Consider the following 21,220-nt stretch of genomic DNA (forward strand, 5'->3'; position numbering starts at 1 on the left):
CATCACCATTTTTTATTATACTTACTCATCTATTGAAAAGCTTTTTATAACATTTATTCCATTTTGTATCATACTGTTTAAGAATACGATATTAGATAAATCTGCACAATGAACATTAGGAATATCATATGTATCAACTAAGTTCATTGGAACTATTACGTTTTTATTTATATTGTTTTGTATAAAATATGTTTTTAGAGTGACTGCAAACTGGTAAATACAAATATCTGTACAGTCTCCTATTACTATGATATTATCTACATTATCAAAGTTCATATTTCCTAATGCAAAAAATCCATTAGTAGAATTTTTAGGTAGCACTTTAAGATTTTCAATAGTTTTTAGCTCGTCTACAATATCACTTTCAGCATCACCTTCTAAACAATGAGGAGGATAGCTTAAAAATTCTATAGAATCTTTAGGATGACAATCTGTAAATGCAATAATTCTATGTAATTTAGGTGATAATTTTTTTGAAAATTCAGTGATAGGATTAATAAGTGATTCTATCCTTGGTGAATATAAGGCTCCACCTTTTGCAAAGCCATTATTTATATCTACTATAAATAAATCTGTTTTGTTAAGCTGAATATTAGATATATTTTCTACTGGTAAATTATCTAAATTATTTTTTAAAGCTTCTAATTCATTTAATAAGTTATTCATAAAAACCCCCTGCGTACAATTATATATATATATAATACATTAAAGTAAATACTAGTGTAAAGACAGAAGAAGTATTTATTTTTATAGAGAAGATACTAACAATAATATTAGCAATACATTGCATGAAGAATTAAGTAAAATATATATTACAACAGATGTTAATTTTACTTATGAAAATAATAAAAAGGTTAGTTTTGATATTTTCAAAACTAACCTTTTTATTTATTTAAATATAAGCTTTGCAATTATAGTTATTATTGGCAGTGCAATTATAGTTCTTGTTAAGAAAATAATAAATAAATCTTTTAACTTAAGAGGTATATCAGACTTTAGTATAACTGCACCAGTTTCAGTTAAGTAAACTAACTGAGTTATAGATAAAACACCTATTATAAACTGCGTAACTTGACTTATATCAGATCCAGATACCATGATTGATGGTAAGAACATATCTGTAAATCCAACTAATACAGCTGGTGCTGCAGCTTGAGCATCAGGTATTTGAAGTAGATTAAGTACAAATACAACAGGTATAGAAATTACATTAAAGAAAGGGGTAAACTCAGCAACTATTAAAGCTAAAGTTCCCCAAGCCATTACTAAAGGTAAAAGCCCTAAGTACATATCTATAACAGTTTTACATCCATTGATTAATATATTTTTTACAGTAGGAGCAGTTTCAGCTCTTTTTATAGCTTTGTCTAATCCAAATTTGAAAGTATTAACACCTTTTGGAACTATTTCTTCTTTTAAATGCTCAACATTATTGTAGGTCTCATTAGTAAATCCTTTTAAAGGATATATACGAGGCATTATTAATGCACAAGCTAATGATGCTATACAAACTGTAGCATAGAAAGGAACAAATAAAGGCATAAAGCCAAGTTGATCAGCTATTACTGTTGAGAATGGTAATGATACTAATGAGAAGCAAACTGAGATAATAGCAGCTTCTTTAGCAGTATAAAAACCTTGTTTATATTGAGTATTAGTTATCATAATTCCTAAAGTACCATCTCCTAACCAAGAAGAAACTGCATCTATTGCAGAACGACCAGGAACTTTGAATAATTTATACATAAATCTAGATATCATAGTACCAAATAAGTCCATAAGACCAAAATCTACTACTAGTGGTAATAAAAATCCTGATACTAAGAATATAGCAAGTAAACTTGGTAAAAGACCTATCATTGTACCACCAGTAACATCTGATTTTATAAACTCGGGTCCAACATTAAATAATGTCATAACTATAAATATAGCACCTAAAATTCTACATACTAACCAAAATGGTGAAACATTTAATAAATCTCTTAAAAATTCATTTTTTATATTCATAAATTTGCTAAGTATAGATAAAACTGCAGATGTAACAATAACAACTAGTGCTATATTTTCTAAGTGACCAGAAGCCATTATTTTTATAAGTTCGGCTAAAAATCCGATACCTATATTGTAAGTAGATAAACCATCTAAATGTATAAGATTTCCATATGGTATTGGTATAACAAATAAAAATAATCCTAATAATGATGGTATTAAAAATTTAAGTATATTATTGCTTTTTGATTCAATACTATTGTGAGTTGACTTTTCCATAATAATTATATCCTCCTAAAATGTTAATAATTGGTTATTGATTTGTATTTTGCAAAATAAAATTCAAATAAAAAAGTCTCTTGGTTTTAAAAACCAAGAGACGAAATTTCCGCGTTACCACTCTCGTTGATAAAATTATATAAAAATACAATTTTATCCACTCAATCTCTTAAGGCGAGATAACCTATTATCATACTAGTATTTCAAATAATATTCTCCAAAGCTCTCTTCAATTAAACTTCAATACTAAGCTTCCACCATCCTTAGCTCTCTATAAAATTCATTTAACTTACTCTCTTTTTCTCAGAATTTGTAAATATTAACTTGTTAGATATAAATATAAATTAATTAATATAAAAAGTCAATAATTTATTTAAAAAGAATTTATATTTTAAATTTTATGACAAATTAAAAGCATAAGTATTATTAATTATATTAAGTATCTTTGAGTACAAAATTAACTTCTTATAAAGTATTATGAATATTCATAATCCTAGTAACATAAATAACTAAAAAAAATAAAATATAGTATATGTTTATAGTTTAAAAGTGGGGGCGAAGGTATGGCCATAAATGAGATATTTAGAGAGATGTTCAAGGAGCAAAAAAGAAAAAATGAGCTAGAATATCAAAAAGAAATATTAAGAAAGACATTAGAGGAGCAGGGGTCTATGATAAATGACTATGACAGAGCTATTGAACTTTTAGAAATAGAGAATTACAAAGAGGCGATACCATTACTAACTAAGTGTGCAGATAAAGATAATGCAGGTGCTCAATACGAATTGGGCAAAATTTTAAAAGAAGGTCTAGGAACAGAAATTGATAAGGAATTGGCGAAAAAATATTTAATTAACTCATATAAAAATGGTTTTAAAAAATCAGGAGCATTACTAAGAGAAATGAGATATGAAGATATTGGTAAACAAAGTAAAATAGCTGATACAGAATATGAGACTGTACAAAGTGATTTAGGATATATAATTGATATGCCAAAGAATTGGATTAGGCTTGAATCAAAGAATAAAAATTGTTTTGATACAGTTGCAATAGACAAAGTAGATGGAGACGTTATTTTCAATATAAAAATGCAAGTATTCTTAATAGAAATCCCAGAAAATATGTCTTTCTGTGTAGACTTAGATAGGGTAGCAAATAATATGGGATGTATAGAATCAGTTGTATTCAATAATGGACACTGTGATGGAAGGTTAATTTGTGGAGAAGGCTTGGATGGTACTTGTAACTACTTGTTTATAAGTAAGGGAGTAAGAGGAGTATATGATGTTAGAGTAATTGTAGATAAATACTTAGACTCAAGCTATGAAAAAATAATAGATCATATTATTTATAGTTTTGATATAGTAGAAAAGTTGTAATTTCAAATAAAAAATAAAAGTGGTCTTAGGTTGTATCTTGAATATACTAAGACCATTTTTATTTTATTATTAAAGATAAATTTTATTTTACTCTAAAGAATCTTTAGTGAAGTATTCATCTTTTTCTATTAATATATGTCCACTTTCATATTCTTCACCTTCAACTAATATTTTAAATTTATCTAAATCGAAGTTTTCTATGTAAGTTTTAGCAATAGAATTAAGCATCATAGATTCAAATCCAGCACCTAAATTAAAGTTATAAAACTCTTTAGATAAATTAAGAACACCTATTGTCTTATTGTCTTGACCTTCATATGTAGTAAAATCTTTCACGGTAGCATCAGAAACAACTATATCTTCAATTTTTAATTCATCAAATATAGTATTCGCAGTGATTTCTTTTAATTTGACCTCTTTATTAACAATGGAATCACTTTCAAAATCGGATACATAAATAGTAGCAGTTACATTAGAATCTTCATCAGTATCGTTGGGATCATTAGTAGAACTTATTTCTCCTTTTGAGTTATTGTTGTCCTTATTTTCATCAGAAGAAGTATTAGAACATCCAGAAACTAATAATATACAAGAAAAAAGCATTATAAAAAAATATATAGATTTTTTCAAATAAACACCTCCTTAATTAATCTATTTATCTCAATTAAAAGATAATAGACTAGTATCAGAGTATGATTTATGATATAAATATATGACTAAAATATAAATTTGAATAATTATAAATTAAATAAAAACAAATCTTGTACAATGATTTAGTATATAAAAAAGTCTATCTAAAATCATATAATTTCAGATAGACTTAGTTTAATTATTTAATTTTTTGAGTTTGCAATTTCTTCAGCTAGGTTATTTAAATATTCCCATCTTTCGTATTTATATTCTAATTCTTTTTCAAGATTTGCTTTTTCATCTAATATTTCTTGTAGTTTAGTAAAGTTAGTAGCAAATTTTGATGTGCTTTCTTCAAGTTCAGCAATTTTATTTTCAAGTTTTTCAATATCAGAATCTATAGAATCAAATTCTCTTTGTTCATTATAAGAAAACTTAAGTTTTTTATCATTTTTAGGCTTCTCTTTTTTTACTTCTTTATGCTCAGTTTCTTTTTTAGTGTTTTTTTGAGATTCTTCAAATTCTATACCTTGAATTTCTTTGTAAATTAAATAATCACTATAATTACCTGTAAATATATGAATATTACCATTACCTTCATAAGCGAATATCTTATTACAAATTCTATCTAAGAAATATCTATCATGAGATACAGATATTACAACACCTTTAAATTCATCAAGGTAATCTTCTAGTCTATTTAGAGTTTCTATATCTAAATCATTTGTAGGCTCATCTAGTAAAAGAACATTTGGTGCTAACATTAAAGTTCTAAGTAAATGAAGTCTACGTCTTTCACCACCAGATAGTTTTCCTATAAGAGTGTACTGCATTGTTGAGTTAAATAAAAATCTCTCACACATTTGAGATGCAGATATTTTAGTTCCATCAGCTGTTTCTATATAATCACTAGCTTCTTTAACATAATCAATAGCTCTCATACTTAAATCCATATGAGCATCATCTTGTGTAAAGCATCCTATTTTAACAGTTTCACCTATTTCAATTTCTCCACTATCAGGAGTTAATTCTCCGTTTAAGATTTTTATAAGAGTAGACTTACCTTGACCATTTTTACCAATTATACCGATTCTATCATGGCGAGTAAGAGTATACTCCAAGTTATTTATTACAGTTTTATCTCCAAAGGTTTTAGAGATATTGTGAATTTCTATTATTTTATTACCAAGTCTAGAAGAACCGACAGATATATCCATTCTTTCATCTGGAGTAATAACTTCTCTATTAGTTAATTCATCAAATCTTTGAAGTCTAGCTTTTTGCTTTGTAGTACGAGCTTTTGCTCCTCGTTTTACCCAAGCAAGCTCTGTTCTAATTAAGTTTTGACGTTTTTCTTCCATACTAGATTCTATAGCTATTCTTTCCATTTTCTTTTCTAGGAAAAGAGAATAGTTACCATCGTAGCTAAATAACCTACCTTTATCTAGTTCTATGATTCTATTAGTAACACGATCTAAGAAATATCTATCGTGAGTTATCATAAGTAGCGAAAACTTAGAAGCGTTTAAATATTCTTCTAACCAGTCTATAGTATTATTATCCAGGTGGTTGGTAGGCTCATCAAGTATTAATAATTCACAAGGTGTTATAAGAGCAGATGCAAGAGAGACTCTTTTTCTTTGACCACCTGATAATTCCTTTATTTTTTGAGTATAATCATTTATACCAAGTTTAGTAAGAACAGTTTTAGCTTCACTCTCTAAATCCCAAAGATTAAGTGCATCTATTTTTTCTTGTAAAGATAATAATTTTTTATTTAAGTTTTCATCATAAGAAGTATTTATTTTTTCTAAAACTTCTTCATATTCACCAAGTAACTTCATTTCAGCAGAAGTACCTTTAAATACCTGTTCAAGTACTGTAGCTTCTTCATCATACTCTGGATTTTGAGGTAAATACTCAACTCTAACCTTATTAGCTTTAGTTATAGTACCAGATTCAGCTTCCTCAGCTCCAGCAATTATTTTTAAAAGTGTAGATTTACCAGTACCATTAACACCGATTAAACCTATTTTTTCACCTTCATTAATACCAAGAGATATATTTTGTAATAAAGTTTTCTCAGAATAACTCTTGCTTATATTTTCTAATGTCATTAAGTTCATATAAATCACCTTTTGTTATAATTTTAAGTTTATATTTAATTATTTATTTTTTCAAAGTGTTGATAGTCAGGGTTTTTCCAGTTTCCACCCCAAGACCATCCTCTTTTAATAAACGCATTATAGCATGCATCTCCTTTTACAATCATACCCTTTAGCACAGTATTTCTATTCGCATAATCATAAGCAGTGTCAGGGCTAACTTTATTTGTAGAAGTATTAACATGAGGGTTGAAAAGAGGATTAATATCAATTGCAACACCTTTTCCATGGTTAGAGACTACATCAGTTCCTGCAATAGTTCTATAGCAAAAAGATGATGAATTATTATCCTTCATGGAAAGCTCATCACTAGCATTATACTCATCAATTAATTTTATTTTTTCAATAGGATATTTTGCATCGTAAAGTTCTTTAAATATTTCTACGACTTCAGCTGCAACGTCTTTATTAACAATCATTTCACCAACGTGAGATTTTTCATCGAATCCATAGTAAGTTAATTTTAGATAAGATAAATTATCAAAGCTTATAGGTTCATTTTCAGGCATGGAAGAGCCTAACATTTTACTTTTGATATCAGTAGAAATTTCAGAATAAGAAAATATTGGTCCTTTTTCAGATATAGGTTTTACTTTATCAGTAGAATCAATAATACCTTCATTACTTTTACATCCAATAAAACCAATAGAACTAATTAATATAATAAAAAAAGCTATGTATTTAATTTTATTTGACAAATTATCCTCCTTATTTATAGATATTACTAGAAAAATATATTACTATGAAATTAGTAAATATATTTTTAAATAAAGTTTTTTAGATACAATATTAATTATAACCTAAATTGTAAATTTAATCTAATAGTTAAAATGCTAGGATGTATTTTAATAAAAATAAGTAAATAAGGAGTATAAAATGAACTTTTATATATCGCAATTAGATGAAAATAAAAAGATAATTCCTATAATAGAAAAGTATAATGTAGGACTTGAGATAGTTCAGTTTTCTAATCCGTTTATATTAGATAATAAAGAAAAATTTATAAAAGAATATAAAACAGAATGGGGAAGTTTATTAGATGAAATAGATATTTCCATACATGGACCATTTGCAGATTTATCAGCAGGAAGTAGAGATATAGAAATAACTAAGATAACTAGTAAAAGGTATAACCAAGCTTATGAAGTTGCTAAAGAATTCAATGCAAAAAAGATAGTATATCATAATAGTTATATACCTAGATTATATACTTACACAGAGTGGTTACAAAATACTGATAAGTTTTGGGAGACGTTTTTTAAAGATAAAAGTAATGATATAATTTATCATCTAGAAAATGTTTTAGAATGGGATTATTTTCTTATTAAAGAGACTATAGATAAAGTTAATAAAGCGAATTTTAATGCGTGTTTGGATTTAGGACATACTAATGTTTATTCTAAGTTAGCTATAGAACAATGGATAGAGGCTTTAGATAATAAAATAGGTCATTTGCATGTTCATAATAATTATGGTGAAGAAGATAGCCACTTTGGAATAGATAAAGGAAATATTGATGTTAAAAAAATTATTGGATTAGTGGAAAAGAATAATAAGGATGTTAGTATTTCTTTGGAGATAGTAGATGTAGATGAACTTAAAAAATCTTTGGAAGTCTTGTGTGAAGATGGATTTATAAGTAGAAGATAGATGTATAGATAAATTTTATATGATAATTTTAAGTATTAGTTATATTTAATAATAAAGAGCTATCATTTAAATGATAGCTCTAATTAGTTATTATTTTAAATTTTCTTTAATTTGATTTATTAACTCTTGATATTCATCTTCTGTAAGAGTTATTCTATCAGGATTCATTGCGAAAGTAGTACCCCATTCAAATTCATCAGAATACTTTGGAACTAAGTGAAAATGTAGATGACATCCAGTATCCCCATATGCACCGTAGTTTACTTTATTTGGTTTGAAAGCAGATTGTAAAGCTTTTGATACTTTTGATATATCTTCAAAATAAGCAGCTCTTTCGTCTGAACTCAACACTGTCATATCACCAATATGTTTTTTATGTGCAACAATTACACGTCCCTTGTGGCTTTGTTCTTTAAATAAGTAAACTTTTGATGTTTCTAATTCACATATTTTAATTCCAAACTTATCTACTAATTCGCCTTCCACACAATAAGCACAATTTTTGTCTATCATTTTTTATTCCCCTTTATGATTAATATATTTCCAATTAATACTATATCATAATTATAATGTAACTGCACGAAATTAAGATTAATCTGTAGATAATTTATAGTAAAGTATAAAAAATACTAAAAGTTGACCTTTAACTTTTAGGATTTTCAATATCTCTAACACATTGACCTATGACTTTAATACCTTTTTCAATATCATCAAAAGATAATCTAGAAAAGCCTAGCCTTAAAGTATCATGTTTATAATCATTTACATAAAAAATATCACCTGGCATAAATATAACGCCTTTTTCATAGCATTTATCTAAAAGCTCACGGCAATTAATATTTTTTAATTTTACAAAAATATGAAGACCACCATCGCCAAGAATATATTCATTAGGAATATATTTGTGAGCACACTCATAAGCAAAATTAAACTTATCACCATAAAACTTACGAATTTTCTTCATATACTTCTCAAATCCACCATTGTATAAATAATCATAAAGAATGCCTTGATCTAAAAAAGAAACATGTATTGTCTTACATCTTTTAACGCTTTCTAACTTAGAAATAACATTTTTATCAGCAAGCACCCATCCAATTCTTAAACCAGGAAATAAAATTTTTGAAAAGCTACCTATGTAAAGAACACCATTATTTAGATTATCAAGTGATGCAATAGGGAAGATGTGAGAACTAGAGTAAAGAAGTTCTTCATTGAACCCATCTTCAATAATAGCAATGTTATTTTTTTTCATTAGATTATAAAATTTATATCTACTTTCAGGAGACATAACTATTCCTGTAGGATTATGATATGAAGGTGTTATATAAGCAAACTTGATTTTATATTTATACTTAGATAGTTTTTCTTCTAACATATTGAAATTTAATCCATTTTCATCAATATCTACATTAATTATATTTAAATTTAATGCTTTCATAATTTTTATAGTAGTATTATGTGTAGGATTTTCACAAATAATATAGTCTCCAGGGGATGTAAAAGAAGAAAGGATGATATCTAATCCTTCTGTAAATCCGTTTGTTATAAGGATATCTTTATTAGAAGTATCCACGCCTTTTTTATTCATATATTCCAATAGATAATCAATTAATGGTTTATATCCTTGGGCATATCCATAATTAAGAAGTTTATCTCCTTCTAGTGAAATTCTATTTAAAAAAGATTTTTTCAACTCATCTATATCAAACATAGAACCATCAGGAGATATGCTTTTAAAAGATATTAAATTAGACTTCCAAGAAATTTCATTTTTTATTATATCCATTTTAGTTGCAGTTTTTGAATAATTATTTTCAAGATTATTCCAATTTACACACCAACTACTTTTAGCAACATCTTTTTTTGAGTTTGCAAAGGTACCTTTTCCAGAAACAGAGTATATATATCCATCTGATTTTAGTTCTTCATAAGCTAGAACTACAGAGTTTCTACTTACTTTAAGAATTTGACTAAGCTCCCTTGTTGAAGGGAGCTTACTTTTATCAGGTATCAATCCTTTAGATATCATATCAGATATATGATTTTTTATTTGCGTATAAATCGGATCATTGTCATTAATCTTAAGATTTGAGAATAACAACATATCACCTCAATTTTTTAGTAATTTGATGTATGAACTTTACTGTGGTAATGAATACTCAATTATTTTATCTAATAAGACACTAAAGTTTAATCCCTTAGCAGCTGCACTTCTAGGAATTAAACTAGTCTTAGTCAATCCAGGTAGAGTATTCAATTCTAAAACGTAAGGAACTCCATCATGTATAATCATATCAATTCTTACATAAGCTTTGCAATAGAAAATACGCCAACAGATTTCTGAAATTTTATTAATTTCTTCTTGAAGCTTATCTTCTAAGTATACGACTTCTTCGATAGCTCCATTATCATTATATTTTGAAGTATAATCAAAGAAATCAGAATTTGCTTTTATTGATATTGTTGGATAGACTTCACCATTTAATACAAATGATGTATATTCTCTTCCAGGTATATATTTTTCGATTATTGCATACTCATCAACCTCTAAAACTTTTTCAACAGCATTTTTTACTTCTTCCTTTGAGCGTACACAGAATGTTGCTACACTTGAGCCTCCGCTATTAGGCTTTATAAATACTGGATACCCAAAACTATCGATTTTATCATAATTTATTTTATTTATAGAATTTGTGACAATCCAATCAGCAGTAGGCAAATTTGAATGTTTTAATATTTTTTTAGTAATATTCTTATCCATACAAATTCCGCTTGATAAAGGTCCACATCCTGAATAAGGTATATTTTTTGCTTCTAGTATAGATTGTATACGCCCATCCTCACCGAATTTACCATGAAGTGCGATAAATGCAAAATCAATATCATTTGAAATCTTTGTAAAAACATCCTCTGTATTATTTATAACAATTTTAGTTACTTCATATTTACTTCTATCAAGGTTATTAAAAACTTCATTACCTGAATTTAACGAAACTTCTCTTTCTGATGATATACCACCCATAATAACTGCTATTTTCATATTTATCACTCCCAATATATTTATTAAATCTTCAAATCAAATTGACGATTTCATTTCTTATATTTTTCTTATAGTTAATTATATTGAATTAATATTTGAACTGAAAGTACCACTACTTTATAAGTTTATGAATGGAGTGGTTGAGATTATAAATAAAATCTTTTAGTATATTTATTAATTATGTTGCACAAACTATAAAAGATATATATAATTTACTTGTAATCAATAAGGCGACATAGCCAAGTGGTAAGGCAGTGGACTGCAACTCCTTGATCCCCAGTTCGAATCTGGGTGTCGCCTCCAATGAAAATGGGCTGTTTTGAATATGTTGGTTTATTTATAGGATCTGGTAGAAAATTCATATTTTCTGCTTTGTTTCTTAGATAAGCAAACTTATTTGAAATAGGCCCTTTTGTTTTATATAAAGGCATTTAAATATAAAAATATATTAAACTTATATAGTAAAAATTATTATTGAAGGGGTGAATGACAATGAAAGCAGAAATTATAACTGTAGGAACAGAAATCCTTTTAGGAGATATAGTAAATACAAACTCGCAATATTTGGCAAAAGAATTAGCAGATTTAGGAGTAGAGGTTTATTATCAAGGCACTGTAGGTGACAATGAAGATCGATTATTACAGTCTATTGAAGAGAGTTTAAATAGAAGTGATATGGTAATAACTACAGGAGGGCTTGGTCCAACTAAGGACGATCTGACTAAAGAAACTGCAGCTAAGTTTTTTAATCAGGAGTTAGTACTTGATGAAAAGTCTTGGAATAAGATAGAAATATATTTTAATAAACTAGGAAAAATACCTACTGAGAATAACAAAAAGCAAGCATACTTTCCAAAAGATGCTATAATACTTGAAAATAACAATGGTACAGCACCAGGAGCTATTTTAAGAAAAGGTAAAAAAATAATAATAGTATTACCAGGACCACCAAGGGAAATGAAGCCAATGTTCGAAGAAAGTGTTAAGCCATATTTAAAAAGTCTAACAACTGAAATTTTAGAATCTAAAACTCTTAGATTCTATGGAATTGGTGAATCTTCTTTAGAAGAAGAAATAATAGATATAATAAAAGAGCAATCAAATCCAACTGTAGCTCCATATGCGAAGGATATGGAAGTAACTTTAAGAATTACAGCAAAAGCTACTAGCAAAGAAGAGGCTATAAATTTAATAAATCCAGTTGTTCATAAAATTCAAGACAAAGTAGGAAAGTACATATACTCAGATGATGATATTTCATTAGAAGATACTGTTGCTAAGATTTTAGTTAGTAAAAATTTAACTATAGGTGTAGCAGAATCATGTACAGGAGGAATGGTATCATCTAATCTTATAAATTATCCAGGGATATCATCTGTTTTTATGGAAGGTTGCGTAACTTATTCTAATGAAGCTAAAATGAAGTCTTTAGGTGTAAAAAAAGAAACTCTAGATAAATTTGGTGCAGTTAGTGAAGAAACAGCTAAAGAAATGGCAGAAGGAATAGCAAAAAGACATAATACGAATATAGGATTGTCAACAACAGGAATAGCAGGTCCAGAGGGTGGAAGTGAAGAAAAGCCAGTTGGTTTAGTTTATTTAGGTATTTATATAAATGGAAAAACAATGGTTAAGAGATATGTATTTAATGGAAATAGACAGCAAATAAGACTAAGAGCAACGAAGACTATATTAAACGATTTAAGATTAGAATTAATAAATATTTAGTTAATCTTGGAGGGAATTATGATAAAACATATATTTTGTGACTTAGACGGAACTCTTTATCATGATGGAATTAGTAAAGAGGATATAAAGTCTATAGAATATATAGAATCTAAAGGAGTTAAGTTTCATATAGCAACGGGTAGAGCTTTAAAGCAGGCATCTAAGATGATTGAAAATAAGCTCAGCTTAAATGGATATTATATATGTCAAAATGGAGCGTTTGTATACGATAAGGACAAAAATATAATTTTGAAGGAAGTTATTGATGATAATTTAGTTGGAAAAGTTATAAATAGATTTAAATCAGAAGATTCATTTATTTATGTTATGTATGATGGAGATATAGTTATATCTGGGGGATTAGAAATATTAGATAAGTATGATAAAGAATGTATAGTAGATACTGAATTTTTTAAAAGAGATAAATATGACAATTTAGTTGGTAATATAGGAATTTTATCTAGAAATATAGATGAATTAGGAAGAATGGAGCTGTATTATAAAAGTGAATTTGGCGATATTTTAGATGTTTATTTATCAGGACCGCATGTTTTAAGTATTACACCAAGGCATATATCGAAAGGCAATGGTATAAAACATGTATGTGATATATTAGATGTTACTTTAGATGAAGTTGCTACAATAGGAGATTCACAAAATGATATACCAATGTTATATGGATTTAAGTATAGTTTTGCAATGGATAATGGAAGAAAAGAAGTTAAAGAAAGTGCAAGTTATAGTGTTAAAAGTGTAAGCGATGTAATAGAAATTGTAGATAAAATAAATGGTGTTGAAAATTAATTCAACACCTAACCACAATTTATTAAGTTATAAGATTTAGCTGTATTTGATAATATAGAATCAAGAATATAATTAACAACACTATTACATACATAATTTGAAAATAATAAATCATTTTTGTATTCGGTTTTACGTTGATATTCTAAGTAAATGGAATTAAAAAATTCACGAAAGCTATTAGCTTCTATACTATCTCCTTTGAATTTTTTTAAATCAGTTTCCTTAGCAACTATAGATAGTTCTTTCTCATAAGTAATATGCTTATTCATACTATGAGTCATCTCCCAACGTCTACTATGAGGTACGCAGAAGAAATCACATAAAAAATGACATATAACTCCTAATTCTTGACTGAATTTGCTTATTGAAAAATACTTACTTATACAATCTAAATTTAAGGAACATAAGTATTCTACCTTAGTAAATATCATTTCAAGGGACTCTTCTAGATAGTGCTTTTGAAGTACATATTTTGAAGATATATCAGGCTTTATATTTCCATAAATAAAGTTTTTATCACTCATGAAAAATGATTTATTTTCATTTATATTTTCAACTATAGATTTACCTATTAAAATGTGAGTATTTACAAACATAATTACACCTCATTAGCTAAACTAAAATTTACTCTACATAATATATGGTTTACTTTAATTAAATATTTATTATAAAGAATAGAAAAATAGTTCATATTTTTTACTATTGTTTTTATAGCTAACTTAATAATATCAATAAGTATTATATGATGCAATAAGCAAGAAATTCCAAATAAGTATACAAAATATAAGATACTCACATAATCAATATTAAAATAATAAAGAAATATAATAATCGGAGGTATAATATGAAAAAAGTATTGGTATTTTTGGCAGATGGATTTGAAGAAATAGAAGCAATTTCAGTAGTTGATGTTCTTAGAAGGGCAGATATAACATGTCATATGTGTACAATAAATGAAGAGTATGTAAGAGGGACTCATAATATTATAATAAAATCAGATTGCCATATAGATTCTATAGATGTAACAGAATATGATGCGGTTGTTTTACCAGGAGGACTACCAGGGGCTGATAATTTAAAAGACAAGATGGTAGAAGAAATAGTAAAAAGATTTAATGCAGAAGATAGAATAGTTGCTGCTATTTGTGCAGCGCCAGAAACTCTAGAAGGATTTGGTTTATTAGAAAATAAGAAATGCACATCTTACCCAGGATTTGTTAAAAATAGAGCTAATGTAAGTTATATAGAAGATGAACTTGTTGTAGTAGATAATAATATAATCACAAGTAGAGGTCCTGCTACTGCAATTTTATTTGCATTGGAGGTTTTAAAAGAGCTAGGAGAGGTTAGTAAAGCAGAAGAAATAAAAGATGGTATGATGGTTAATTTTTATAATCAAAATGTAAAATAGATGCTCAATATAAACATTATCATTGATATTAACTTTAAATTTCTGATTATATTATGGTATAAGAAACTTAATTTTTTTATATGAATGTACAAAAATATCAAGAAAATTAGGGATAACGTTGTATATATGTATATGGTATAATTAGAAAAGATTTTGACAAAAAGGAGAATATCAATGAAAGAAAGAAATCTAGGCTACATGCTAATAGCCATAGCTGGGTTATTATGGTCAACAATCGGTCTATTTTCTAACAATTTAATGGAAAGCGGACTAAACCCACAACAAGTTGCATTTATAAGATTATTTTTAGGTTGTATGTTTTTGATTATATATAGTTCAATAAAACAGCCTCATTTATTAAAAATAAGCAAAAAAGGACTAATGTATTCAGTAGTAATTGGACTTATATGTCAAGCATTATTTAACGTATCATACTTAAACGCGATACAAAGTGTTGGAGTGTCTGTAGCTGCAGTATTACTTTATACTTCACCATTATTTTTAGCAGTATTTTCTAGGATTGCGTTTAAAGAAGATATAAATAAAAATAAAATATTATCATTAATACTATGTTTTATAGGAGCAATACTAGCTGTAACAGGTGGAAAATTAGATTTAAGTAATTTAAACCCAATAGGTATTGGAATAGGTATATTGTCAGCAATAACTTATGCATTAATGCCAATACTAAATAAAAATGCATTAATAGAAAATGAAAGTATAACATTAGTTATATATTCATTTTTATTTGGAACATTATTTATGATACCAATATCTAACCCAATAGAAGTATTTAGCCAAATGTCCAATCTATTCATATTATTTAATATGTTAGCGTTAGGGCTTTTACCTGCGGCATTTGCATATATACTATATATGAATGGTATATCAAAAGGAGTAGAGTTATCAGTAGCAGGAGTAATAGCCTCAGTTGAATTAATCTTTGCTCAATTAATAGGATGGTTCATAATAGGAGAACAATTTTTAGTAATAAAACTATTAGGATTACTATTTATGATAGCGTCAGCAATAATTGCAATAAAAGGAACTAGCAATAAAGGAATTGAAGACTCTAGCATAGATTTTCAAGATATATGCTAAGGTATATATTAAAAACAGGGTGTTATGGATACTATAACACCCTGTTTTATATATTTTACTCTTTAGTATATTTTGCCCCCTGGAATGTATTACGTTCTTTTAGGGTTGCATCAATTTGATTTAACACTTCCCATTTTTTTAAGCTCCATAAAGGACCTACAAGATCTTCTCTTTTACCATCACCAGTAAGTCTATGGACTATCATTTCTTCAGGAAGAGCCTCAAGTTGATCACATACTAAGTTAATATATTCATCTTGACTCATAAGTTTTAACATACCATTATCAAGCATTTTTTCCATAGGAGTATTTTTTATAACATGAAGTAGATGTATTTTTATACCATCTACACCAAGCCTACCAACAGCTTTAGCAGTTTCCATCATCATATTATAATCCTCACCAGGAAGTCCATTTATTATATGAACTATTACCTTGATATTCTTAGCTTTTAGCTTCTCAACACCTTCAAGGAAGGTTTGATAATCATGACCTCTATTTATTAACTTAGAAGTTGAATCATGTATAGTTTGAAGACCTAGTTCAACCCATAAGTTAGTTCTTTCATTAAGTTCTCCTAAATACTCAACTACATCATCAGGAAGACAGTCGGGCCTTGTTGAAATAGATAAACCTATAACATCTTCTAATTCTAAAATAGTTTCATATTTTTCTTTTAAAACTTCAAGGGGAGCATAAGTATTAGTATAAGCTTGGAAATATCCGATATACTTAGCTTTAGGCCATTTTTTTAGCATCATTTCTCTAATCTCATAAAATTGCTTTATTAAGTCATCCTTAGGATTTCCTGCAAAATCTCCAGAACCTTCCTTGCTACAGTAAGTACACCCACCGTAAGTTATTTTTCCATCAATATTTGGGCAAGTGAATCCTGCATTTATAGATACTTTAAAGATTTTTTCGCCAAATGTATTTCTAAGGTAGTAATTCCATGTATGATATCTTTTATTGTCAAATGCATATTTAAATTTTGTCAATATTATCACCTTTTCTAATAGTTATTAATTGTAATTATATTAAAGATATATTACCATAAAAAAATTATATATACAAATTAATAAACTATAAATACCTGTTTTATTATTATCATATACTTTAAAGAATGTATGTATAGACACTAAAGAATTATAAGTAAAATTAACTAGCATTAGTTAAAGTATTGGGGGGATTAAGTTGGATAAAGAAAAAGATGGGGTAAATGATCGATCAGATGAAAATAAAGGTTCTAATTTTAATGAAAATGCTTTTGTAAATGACGATGAATCTGTAAATTATAGTCAATTAGATATTGATGACTTATCGGAATTAGAAATAAGCGATGAAGTACCAGAGCAAAGCAATAGTGAATTATCTAACAAAGAAGATAGCAATTACAGTGAAGAAGATATATCAAATGTTGAAAATTCAAAGGATAAAATAGAGCCAGTAGAAGATTTGGATGAATTAGATTCAAAAGAAAAATCAAATCAGCCTGAAGTGGAAGAAAGTATTAATAAAAGTAGATTTACAAAGAAAAAGAAAATCATTACAGGTGTATGTTTATGTGTAGCAGTAATATTAGGAGTAGTAGCTAATAATGTTGCTTCTAAGTATGAAAATATAGTGTATCCAAGAGCTAGATTATATGAAAGTAATATATCGAAGCTTGATGAAGGTAGCCTAAAAGATGAAATAGATAATGTTAAAAATATTATGGGGAATAGTAAAATTAATATAGAAACTAAAAATAACAAGTATGATATAAAATTTAGTGAATTAATAAAAAGTTATAATGAAGAGAATCTAACAGAGGAAGTTATGTCTTATGGAAAAGATGGAAATAAGCTACAACAGTTTGGAATAATAACAATAGGTACAAGTAGAGATTATAAATTTGATATAGTAATTGATGATAAGGCTATAAATGAATTTGTAGATAAAGTTTATGAAGATAATAGTGAAAGTAGCATAGAACCGAGTGTGGAAATAAGCGGGAATGAAATTAAAGTTATAAAGGGTAAAAATGGAAATGTAGTAGATAGAGATAGTTTGATAAATGAAATAAAATCTACTATTGAAGATTATAATGGAGAAAATATAGAGAATAATGTTACTGTAAATTATATAAAAGAAGAACCTAAGATTAGTACTTTAGATTTAGAAAAAATTGATACAAAGATATCTAGCTATTCAACTCAATATGGAACTGGAGGAGGAAGAGGTAAAAATATAGAAGTAGCAACAAGTAAAATAGATGATTTGTTATTAATGCCAGGAGAAGAGTTTTCATATGAAAATACAGTAGGACCTGTTTCGCAAGAAAATGGATATACATATGCACCAGTAATATCTAATGGAAACTTAGTACAGGGGATTGGAGGTGGAGTATGCCAGGTTTCTAGTACAATGTATAATGCACAGTTAAAAGCAGGCATACTTCCAACCGAGAGAAGAAATCATTCAAAGGCAGTAAGTTATGTACCTAGAGGTTTAGATGCAACTTTGGCAACTGGAAGTATTGATTATAAATTTAAGAATACCTATGACTACCCATTAGTAATAAATACATATACATCAGGAGGAAGAATATATATAGAATTTTGGTCAAATAAAAATGCAACAGAAGGTATAACTTATGAGGCAGTAAGTTATGCAAATGGAAAAGTAGCAAATACGTATCTTTATGGGTATGATTCTAATAAAAATAAAGTTTATGAAAAGCATATAGATACAAGTGTGTATAGATAAGAAAAAGTATTACTGGATATATATCCAGTAATACTTTTTTATTTATGATATTAAATTTCATTTTAGCCTTAGAAATTAAATTATATGCTGAATAAAAGATCGCCATAAGTTGGATAAGGCCAATACTTAGAACTAACCATTAATTCTAATTCGTCTGCAATAGCTCTAACTTCTTGCATTGCAGGTAATATATTTTTTTTATAGAATTTTGCCATTTCTAAAGTACTTTCAGTATTTTTAGAGTCTATAAGATTATTATCTAAATCATAAACTCTTTTTGCTAAACAACTATTTAAAGAAGACAGTTTTGATACTAAATCTATCTCAACGCTACAATCGATATCAGCTAAAAGTAACTTTTTAGATGCTGCAGTATCACTTAATTCTTTAATATATTTGCAAACACATGGTATGATATCTTTTTTTATCATATCGCATAATGTAAGAGCTTCTATATTTATAGTTTTAGAATACTCATCTAAAAGTATCTCGTATCTTGATTGAATTTCTTCTTTAGTATATATACTGTATTTCTCAAATAATTTGATATTTTTATCTATGGTATAGTATGGAAGAGCATCAACTGTAGTTTTAAGATTTAGCAAACCTCTTTTCTCGGCTTCATTTATCCATTCATCAGAGTAATTATTTCCATTAAATACTATTCTTTTATGTTTTAAGAAAGTATCTTTTATTAATTTATTTACATCATTGTCAAAGTCATAAGATCCTTCAAGTTTATCAGCAAATTCACATAAAGAGTTAGCAACTATAGTATTTAAAATTGTATTAGGACAAGCAATAGAAACTGTTGAGCCTAGCATACGGAACTCAAATTTATTACCTGTAAAAGCAAATGGAGAAGTTCTATTTCTATCTGTTGTATCCTTTTTAAATGATGGTAATACATCCACTGAAATTTCCATTTTGGCAGTACTTTTATTTGAATACTCAATATCATTCTCAATAGATTCTAAAACATCTTCTAAATCAGAACCAATAAACATAGAAACTATTGCTGGAGGTGCCTCATGTCCACCTAGGCGATGGTCATTTCCTGCACTAGAAACAGATATTCTAAGTAAATCTTGATATTCATCTACGGCTTTAATTACAGCAGCTAAGAATAATAAAAATTGAGTGTTTTCTCTAGGATTTTTACCAGGATTTAATAAGTTTTTTCCTGTGTTAGTAATCAAAGACCAGTTATTATGTTTACCGCTACCATTTAATCCTGCAAATGGTTTTTCATGTAAAAGACAAACTAAACCATGCTTATCTGCAATAGTTTTCATTAAATCCATTACAATTTGGTTATGATCACTTGCTACATTACTATTAGTAAATATAGGAGCAAGTTCGTGTTGTGAAGGAGCAACTTCGTTATGTTTTGTTTTAGATAAAACACCTAATTTCCAAAGTTCTTCATCTAAATCTTCCATATATGCAGCAATCCTAGGTTTTATTGCTCCAAAATAATGATCACTCAACTCTTGACCTTTTGGTGCTCTTGCACCTAGTAAAGTCCTACCAGTTAATTGTATGTCCTTTCTTTTATTATAAAGTTCTTTATCTATTAAGAAATATTCTTGTTCTGGACCAACTGTAGTAGTAACTCTAGTAGTTGTTGTATCTCCGAATAATTTAAGTATTCTTAATGCATATTTATTTATTACTTCCATAGATCTAAGTAAAGGTGTTTTCTTATCTAATACATTTCCAGAATAAGAGCAAAATACTGTAGGTATACATAACGTATTATCTCTAATAAATGCAAAAGATGTAGGATCCCAAGCAGTGTAACCTCTAGCTTCAAATGTACTTCTTAATCCACCTGATGGGAAACTTGAAGCATCAGGCTCACCTTTTATCAATTCTTTTCCTGAAAACTCCATTATTATACCTCCATCAGATGTTGGAGATATAAAGCTGTCATGTTTCTCAGCGGTAATACCTGTCATTGGTTGGAACCAGTGCGTAAAGTGAGTTGCACCTTTTTCAATAGCCCAATCTTTCATTGAATTTGCAACTATATTTGCAATATTTATATCAAGTGCAAGACCTTCTTGAACAGTATCTTTTAATTTCTTATAAGCATCTTTAGGTAATCTTTCTTTCATTATTTTGTCATTAAAAACCATACTTCCAAATAATTCTGGTACATTTCTCATTATCAATCCCTCCAATAATTTAGTAACTGATATAAGAAGACATCATTGTATCCTTATATAAATTTTTTGAAATTAAAAAAGGCGCAGTAGGTTAGACTAACCTACAGCGCCTTTGCTGTTGTT

18 protein-coding genes, 1 tRNA gene and 1 other annotated feature are annotated in these 21,220 nt (G+C 27.6%); of the genes, 8 read left to right on the forward strand and 11 right to left on the reverse strand.

Going from position 1 to position 21,220, the window contains the following annotated elements; all coding sequences use genetic code 11:
* Positions 1-21: 21 nt before the first annotated feature.
* Both H8923_RS05985 and H8923_RS05990 read right to left on the reverse strand, forming a co-directional pair.
* Positions 22-666 carry an isochorismatase family cysteine hydrolase gene (locus tag H8923_RS05985; protein ID WP_153972061.1) on the reverse strand — a complete coding sequence of 215 codons (645 nt, stop codon included), beginning with the start codon at positions 664-666 and terminating at the stop codon, positions 22-24.
* Between the two features lie 222 nt (positions 667-888).
* The gene (locus H8923_RS05990) at positions 889-2,268 is read right to left on the reverse strand and encodes a YjiH family protein (RefSeq protein WP_153972060.1); all 1,380 of its coding nucleotides are present in this window, start codon (positions 2,266-2,268) and stop codon (positions 889-891) included.
* A gap of 93 nt (positions 2,269-2,361) precedes the next feature.
* Positions 2,362-2,582: a binding site (T-box leader), on the reverse strand.
* 249 nt (positions 2,583-2,831) lie between these two features.
* On the opposite strand from H8923_RS05990, the gene H8923_RS05995 reads away from it, so the two are divergent.
* Positions 2,832-3,647 carry a tetratricopeptide repeat protein gene (locus tag H8923_RS05995; RefSeq protein ID WP_153972059.1) on the forward strand — a complete coding sequence of 272 codons (816 nt, stop codon included), beginning with the start codon at positions 2,832-2,834 and terminating at the stop codon, positions 3,645-3,647.
* An 87-nt stretch (positions 3,648-3,734) separates the two neighbouring features.
* On the opposite strand, the gene H8923_RS06000 is transcribed toward H8923_RS05995, so the two are convergent.
* From H8923_RS06000 to H8923_RS06010, 3 genes are all read right to left on the reverse strand, one after another.
* On the reverse strand, positions 3,735-4,277 hold the full coding sequence (locus H8923_RS06000; protein ID WP_153972058.1) for a GerMN domain-containing protein: 543 nt from the start codon (positions 4,275-4,277) through the stop codon (positions 3,735-3,737).
* Between the two features lie 203 nt (positions 4,278-4,480).
* Positions 4,481-6,403 (reverse strand): ABC-F family ATP-binding cassette domain-containing protein, encoded by a 1,923-nt coding sequence (locus tag H8923_RS06005; RefSeq protein WP_153972057.1) that lies wholly within the window; start codon positions 6,401-6,403, stop codon positions 4,481-4,483.
* Positions 6,404-6,438: 35 nt separating this feature from the next.
* Positions 6,439-7,140, reverse strand: a complete 702-nt coding sequence (locus H8923_RS06010) for a M15 family metallopeptidase (RefSeq protein ID WP_243139954.1) — start codon at positions 7,138-7,140, stop codon at positions 6,439-6,441.
* A 178-nt stretch (positions 7,141-7,318) separates the two neighbouring features.
* Here H8923_RS06010 and H8923_RS06015 point away from each other — a divergent pair, with 178 nt between their 5' ends.
* The gene (locus tag H8923_RS06015) at positions 7,319-8,092 is read left to right on the forward strand and encodes a sugar phosphate isomerase/epimerase family protein (protein WP_153972056.1); all 774 of its coding nucleotides are present in this window, start codon (positions 7,319-7,321) and stop codon (positions 8,090-8,092) included.
* 90 nt (positions 8,093-8,182) lie between these two features.
* Here H8923_RS06015 and H8923_RS06020 read toward each other — a convergent pair whose 3' ends face one another.
* From H8923_RS06020 to H8923_RS06030, 3 genes are all read right to left on the reverse strand, one after another.
* Positions 8,183-8,605: an HIT family protein gene (locus H8923_RS06020; protein WP_153972055.1), complete on the reverse strand. Its 423-nt coding sequence runs from the start codon at positions 8,603-8,605 to the stop codon at positions 8,183-8,185.
* Positions 8,606-8,735: 130 nt separating this feature from the next.
* On the reverse strand, positions 8,736-10,199 hold the full coding sequence (gene pdxR, locus H8923_RS06025) for a MocR-like pyridoxine biosynthesis transcription factor PdxR (protein WP_330596618.1): 1,464 nt from the start codon (positions 10,197-10,199) through the stop codon (positions 8,736-8,738).
* Positions 10,200-10,235: 36 nt separating this feature from the next.
* On the reverse strand, positions 10,236-11,135 hold the full coding sequence (locus tag H8923_RS06030; protein WP_153972054.1) for a D-alanine--D-alanine ligase: 900 nt from the start codon (positions 11,133-11,135) through the stop codon (positions 10,236-10,238).
* A gap of 229 nt (positions 11,136-11,364) precedes the next feature.
* Between H8923_RS06030 and H8923_RS06035 the strand changes: the two genes are divergently transcribed.
* The 3 genes from H8923_RS06035 (at position 11,365) to H8923_RS06045 (ending at position 13,667) form a co-directional block, all read left to right on the forward strand.
* A tRNA-Cys gene (locus H8923_RS06035) sits at positions 11,365-11,438 on the forward strand.
* A gap of 189 nt (positions 11,439-11,627) precedes the next feature.
* Positions 11,628-12,863 (forward strand): competence/damage-inducible protein A, encoded by a 1,236-nt coding sequence (locus H8923_RS06040; protein WP_153972053.1) that lies wholly within the window; start codon positions 11,628-11,630, stop codon positions 12,861-12,863.
* Positions 12,864-12,881: 18 nt separating this feature from the next.
* A complete protein-coding gene (locus tag H8923_RS06045) occupies positions 12,882-13,667 on the forward strand; it encodes an HAD family hydrolase (RefSeq protein WP_153972052.1) in 786 nt (261 codons plus the stop codon).
* An 8-nt stretch (positions 13,668-13,675) separates the two neighbouring features.
* Here the strand turns inward: H8923_RS06045 and H8923_RS06050 are convergent, their stop codons facing one another.
* The gene (locus H8923_RS06050) at positions 13,676-14,263 is read right to left on the reverse strand and encodes a zinc dependent phospholipase C family protein (RefSeq protein ID WP_153972051.1); all 588 of its coding nucleotides are present in this window, start codon (positions 14,261-14,263) and stop codon (positions 13,676-13,678) included.
* 248 nt (positions 14,264-14,511) lie between these two features.
* On the opposite strand from H8923_RS06050, the gene H8923_RS06055 reads away from it, so the two are divergent.
* Both H8923_RS06055 and H8923_RS06060 read left to right on the forward strand, forming a co-directional pair.
* Positions 14,512-15,078, forward strand: a complete 567-nt coding sequence (locus tag H8923_RS06055) for a DJ-1 family glyoxalase III (RefSeq protein WP_153972050.1) — start codon at positions 14,512-14,514, stop codon at positions 15,076-15,078.
* A 174-nt stretch (positions 15,079-15,252) separates the two neighbouring features.
* The gene (locus tag H8923_RS06060) at positions 15,253-16,179 is read left to right on the forward strand and encodes a DMT family transporter (protein ID WP_153972049.1); all 927 of its coding nucleotides are present in this window, start codon (positions 15,253-15,255) and stop codon (positions 16,177-16,179) included.
* Between the two features lie 55 nt (positions 16,180-16,234).
* On the opposite strand, the gene H8923_RS06065 is transcribed toward H8923_RS06060, so the two are convergent.
* Positions 16,235-17,176: a TIGR01212 family radical SAM protein gene (locus H8923_RS06065; protein WP_153972048.1), complete on the reverse strand. Its 942-nt coding sequence runs from the start codon at positions 17,174-17,176 to the stop codon at positions 16,235-16,237.
* A 196-nt stretch (positions 17,177-17,372) separates the two neighbouring features.
* Here H8923_RS06065 and H8923_RS06070 point away from each other — a divergent pair, with 196 nt between their 5' ends.
* Positions 17,373-18,926, forward strand: a complete 1,554-nt coding sequence (locus H8923_RS06070) for a VanW family protein (RefSeq protein ID WP_153972047.1) — start codon at positions 17,373-17,375, stop codon at positions 18,924-18,926.
* 80 nt (positions 18,927-19,006) lie between these two features.
* Here H8923_RS06070 and H8923_RS06075 read toward each other — a convergent pair whose 3' ends face one another.
* Positions 19,007-21,097, reverse strand: coding sequence for a glutamine synthetase III family protein (locus H8923_RS06075; protein ID WP_153972046.1), 2,091 nt, complete (start codon positions 21,095-21,097; stop codon positions 19,007-19,009).
* Positions 21,098-21,220 lie beyond the last annotated feature (123 nt).

Origin of the sequence: Romboutsia faecis, assembly GCF_014323405.1 — a bacterium.
GTDB classification, from domain to species: Bacteria; Bacillota; Clostridia; order Peptostreptococcales; family Peptostreptococcaceae; genus Romboutsia_E; species Romboutsia_E faecis.

What these genes read in the sequence shown, in the direction of transcription:
- H8923_RS05985 (WP_153972061.1), bottom strand. Translation starts at nt 666, where the DNA reads ATGAATAACTTATTAAATGAATTAGAAGCTTTAAAAAATAATTTAGAT.
- H8923_RS05990 (WP_153972060.1), bottom strand. Translation starts at nt 2,268, where the DNA reads ATGGAAAAGTCAACTCACAATAGTATTGAATCAAAAAGCAATAATATA.
- H8923_RS05995 (WP_153972059.1), top strand. Translation starts at nt 2,832, where the DNA reads ATGGCCATAAATGAGATATTTAGAGAGATGTTCAAGGAGCAAAAAAGA.
- H8923_RS06005 (WP_153972057.1), bottom strand. Translation starts at nt 6,403, where the DNA reads ATGAACTTAATGACATTAGAAAATATAAGCAAGAGTTATTCTGAGAAA.
- H8923_RS06015 (WP_153972056.1), top strand. Translation starts at nt 7,319, where the DNA reads ATGAACTTTTATATATCGCAATTAGATGAAAATAAAAAGATAATTCCT.
- H8923_RS06020 (WP_153972055.1), bottom strand. Translation starts at nt 8,605, where the DNA reads ATGATAGACAAAAATTGTGCTTATTGTGTGGAAGGCGAATTAGTAGAT.
- pdxR (WP_330596618.1), bottom strand. Translation starts at nt 10,199, where the DNA reads ATGTTGTTATTCTCAAATCTTAAGATTAATGACAATGATCCGATTTAT.
- H8923_RS06030 (WP_153972054.1), bottom strand. Translation starts at nt 11,135, where the DNA reads ATGAAAATAGCAGTTATTATGGGTGGTATATCATCAGAAAGAGAAGTT.
- H8923_RS06040 (WP_153972053.1), top strand. Translation starts at nt 11,628, where the DNA reads ATGAAAGCAGAAATTATAACTGTAGGAACAGAAATCCTTTTAGGAGAT.
- H8923_RS06045 (WP_153972052.1), top strand. Translation starts at nt 12,882, where the DNA reads ATGATAAAACATATATTTTGTGACTTAGACGGAACTCTTTATCATGAT.
- H8923_RS06050 (WP_153972051.1), bottom strand. Translation starts at nt 14,263, where the DNA reads ATGTTTGTAAATACTCACATTTTAATAGGTAAATCTATAGTTGAAAAT.
- H8923_RS06055 (WP_153972050.1), top strand. Translation starts at nt 14,512, where the DNA reads ATGAAAAAAGTATTGGTATTTTTGGCAGATGGATTTGAAGAAATAGAA.
- H8923_RS06060 (WP_153972049.1), top strand. Translation starts at nt 15,253, where the DNA reads ATGAAAGAAAGAAATCTAGGCTACATGCTAATAGCCATAGCTGGGTTA.
- H8923_RS06075 (WP_153972046.1), bottom strand. Translation starts at nt 21,097, where the DNA reads ATGAGAAATGTACCAGAATTATTTGGAAGTATGGTTTTTAATGACAAA.